The organism is Candidatus Contendobacter odensis Run_B_J11, assembly GCF_000531125.1.
Classification (GTDB): Bacteria; Pseudomonadota; Gammaproteobacteria; order Competibacterales; family Competibacteraceae; genus Contendibacter; species Contendibacter odensensis.
In genome coordinates this window covers 1-2,790 of the sequence record NZ_CBTK010000217.1, presented here as the reverse complement: position 1 = coordinate 2,790, position 2,790 = coordinate 1, and the positions used below count along the sequence as shown (strand labels likewise).

Below are 2,790 nucleotides of genomic sequence, written 5' to 3'. Positions count from 1 at the left end.
CCGGAGTGGTTCGAACGCTACGCGATCCGGGTCGAGGAATACCGCCTCAGCAATGAGATTCCTCCTATTGAATTCGCCAGCCGTATCCGTTGCGCCCTAAACCCCTATTTCAGCCTTGGGTGCGTTATCGCAGCGTGGCCTGCAGCGTGATCTCTGGAACGCTGGCAAGCGCCTTCGACAACGGGCAGTCGCGCTTCGCCGCCGCCGCGATCTCCTGGAACTTCGCGTCGTCGATGCCCGGCACCGTGGCCTTCAGGGTCAGTGCGATGCGGTCGATGACAAAGCCTTCGCCCTGCTTGGACAGGCGCACGCTGGCCTGGGTGTCGATGGCGGTGGTTGCCAGCCCGGCCTTGTCGCAAGCGAACGAAAACACCATCGTGAAACACGCGGCGTGGGCTGCACCCAGAATCTCCTCGGGGTTAGTGGCGCGCCGGTCGTCCTCGAAGCGGCTCGCGAAGCCATAGGGGTAGGCCTTCAGCGCACCGGTGTCAGTGCTGATCGTGCCCTGGCCCTGTTTGCCTTGGCCTTCCCAGTGTACGCTGGCGGTCTTTTCGATCATGGTGGGTCTCCTGTTTTGGTGCGGGTTGAGGGTGTAACGCATTTTGCCGCCGTCACTTCGGCCGTGGCCCTTTTCCGCCATGGCCCGCCCGGGGAATATCTTGCTCGTGACGTGCAGCGAACGGCTGAACAGGGCATCGACACCGCGAACTCCGATCACTGGAGTGAGCCGAGTGGCGGCCTGGCGCCCGATGTTGAGGGTGGCTTCGGCAATGGCGCTGGCATCGGGAGCCTCTCCGACGCCCTGCGCCCGCGTTCTGCGTATGGCTTCGTGATCCCTGTCATGACTCGTGATTGGCCCAGACCGTCAATCGTAGCCGCGCAGCTTTCGGGAAAATTCTTGCAGCGCGAGGATGCCGCTCTCCTCGGCGCGCTGGCACCAGTCTTCCAACTGGTGGACCAACTGCTCCTTCGAGGCGGTGGATCGGCTCCACAGGGCGGCCAGTTCCTGGCGCATCGCGTAGAGCCTGCGCAGCACCGGACTGGCATGGAGCGCCCGTTCCAGGGCGATGCGCTCCGGCTCCGGCAGATTTTCCGCATCCCGTTGCAGTCCCTGCTGGATCACGTGCAGCGCCCTGGACTCGCGCATCTCGAGCGTGGCGCGGGCTTGCAACGTGCGGATTTCCTCCAGGGCGGTTTGCTTCAGGCCGTGGGCGAACGTGGCTAGCACCTGGTAGCGATGGGTGAGGATCGCCTGCAAGGTTCCGGCATCGCAGCGCTGCTTGGTCGGGTCGAAATGGAGGGGGGGCGCTACCCGGCGCACCTTGGCCAGGCCCAGCGTCTCCAGAATACGGATGTACAGCCAGCCAAGGTCGAATTCCCACCACTGGCTGGACAGCTTGGCGGAGGTGGCGTAGGCATGATGGTTGTTGTGCAGTTCCTCGCCACAGATGAGAAGGCCCCACGGCACGATATTTTTGGAGGTGTCGTTCGGCGCGAAATTGCGGTAGCCCCAGTAGTGGCCGATGCCGTTGATCACCCCCGCTGCGAAGAACGGAATCCACAGCATCTGCACCGCCCAGAGGGTGAGTCCAATCGGACCCAACAGGATCAGATCGATGATCAACATGAGGCCGATACCGAACCCGCTGTGCTTGGCGTAGAGGTGGCGTTCGAGTCCGTCGTCGGGCGTACCGTGACCGTATCTCTCCAGCGTGGCGGTCTTTCTGGCTTCCCGGCGATACAGTTCGACGCCCTCAAACAAGACGGTGTTGATCCCGTAGATCTGCGGGCTGTGCGGGTCTTCCCGGGTTTCGCACTGGGCGTGATGCTTGCGATGGACCGCTACCCATTCCCGAGTGACCAATCCCGTGGTGAGCCAGAGCCAAAAGCGGAAAAAATGGCTGGCGACCGGATGCAGTTCCAGCGCGCGGTGCGCCTGATGCCGGTGCAGGAAGATCGTGACCGCTGTGAGGGTCACATGGGTCAAACCCAGGATCACCAGCCCATACGCCCACCAGGAAAGATCAATCAGGCCCCATGGCATCATCGGACTCCACAATTATGACGCACCTAGCTTGGTTTTAAAATCCAACGCGGTCTGTTCGGTGTCGCACATAAAGACATAGTAGTTACAACGGATCAAACCCTCTGCCGCAACACCTATGGTGGGATGCCGCCTGCTTTTCTGCGCCTCAGCGCTTCTAAGAAGCTGTATAAAAACTAACTAATTGATTTTTAATGGTTTAATTTGGTAAAATTAAGCCATTATTTGAATTTTATAATTTCTATTCGAGGTGAGATATGACTTGGACAAAAGAGATTCCTTTTAAAAGATACCCTAGTGATCTCACAGACGAAGAATGGGAGGTCGTGGAAGCTATTTTAAATGAGGTGGATCTTTATACGACAGGTCGGCCACGAAAAGTTGATCTTCGTGAGATACTCAATGCTATTTATTATCTTAATAAAACGGGTTGTCCGTGGCGATATCTTCCCACAGATTTTCCTTCCTATCATCGGGTGAGTGACTATTATCAAAAATGGCTTCGCCAGAAAGTCTGGGAAAAGATGAATACCGCAATCCGCCAAAAAGTACGAAAAGGAAGCGGTCGAACTGAGAATCCTAGTGCTGGAATCATCGATAGCCAAACGGTTAAAGGAACTCCAGAATCCACCCTTGAATCGGGGTTTGATGGAAACAAGAAGATTAAGGGTCGAAAACGACCTATTATAGTCTTACCAATAGTTATCTATACGTTGTGAATGAACCAACTCCTAAATTAAGTGTCT

The 2,790-nt window shown here is 56.9% G+C and carries 3 protein-coding genes; 1 reads left to right on the top strand and 2 read right to left on the bottom strand.

The window, feature by feature from the left end; translation table 11 throughout:
- Positions 1 to 124: 124 nt before the first annotated feature.
- Together BN874_RS12775 and BN874_RS12770 are read right to left on the bottom strand one after the other, a co-directional pair.
- Positions 125 to 559 carry an OsmC family protein gene (locus tag BN874_RS12775; RefSeq protein ID WP_034433999.1) on the bottom strand — a complete coding sequence of 145 codons (435 nt, stop codon included), beginning with the start codon at positions 557 to 559 and terminating at the stop codon, positions 125 to 127.
- Positions 560 to 865: 306 nt separating this feature from the next.
- Positions 866 to 2,044 carry a DesA family fatty acid desaturase gene (locus tag BN874_RS12770; RefSeq protein ID WP_034433995.1) on the bottom strand — a complete coding sequence of 393 codons (1,179 nt, stop codon included), beginning with the start codon at positions 2,042 to 2,044 and terminating at the stop codon, positions 866 to 868.
- A 257-nt stretch (positions 2,045 to 2,301) separates the two neighbouring features.
- Here BN874_RS12770 and BN874_RS23705 point away from each other — a divergent pair, with 257 nt between their 5' ends.
- Positions 2,302 to 2,763, top strand: a complete 462-nt coding sequence (locus BN874_RS23705; RefSeq protein WP_081756375.1) for a transposase — start codon at positions 2,302 to 2,304, stop codon at positions 2,761 to 2,763.
- Positions 2,764 to 2,790: the final 27 nt, after the last annotated feature.

What these genes read in the sequence shown, in the direction of transcription:
- BN874_RS12775 (WP_034433999.1), bottom strand. Translation starts at nt 559, where the DNA reads ATGATCGAAAAGACCGCCAGCGTACACTGGGAAGGCCAAGGCAAACAG.
- BN874_RS12770 (WP_034433995.1), bottom strand. Translation starts at nt 2,044, where the DNA reads ATGCCATGGGGCCTGATTGATCTTTCCTGGTGGGCGTATGGGCTGGTG.
- BN874_RS23705 (WP_081756375.1), top strand. Translation starts at nt 2,302, where the DNA reads ATGACTTGGACAAAAGAGATTCCTTTTAAAAGATACCCTAGTGATCTC.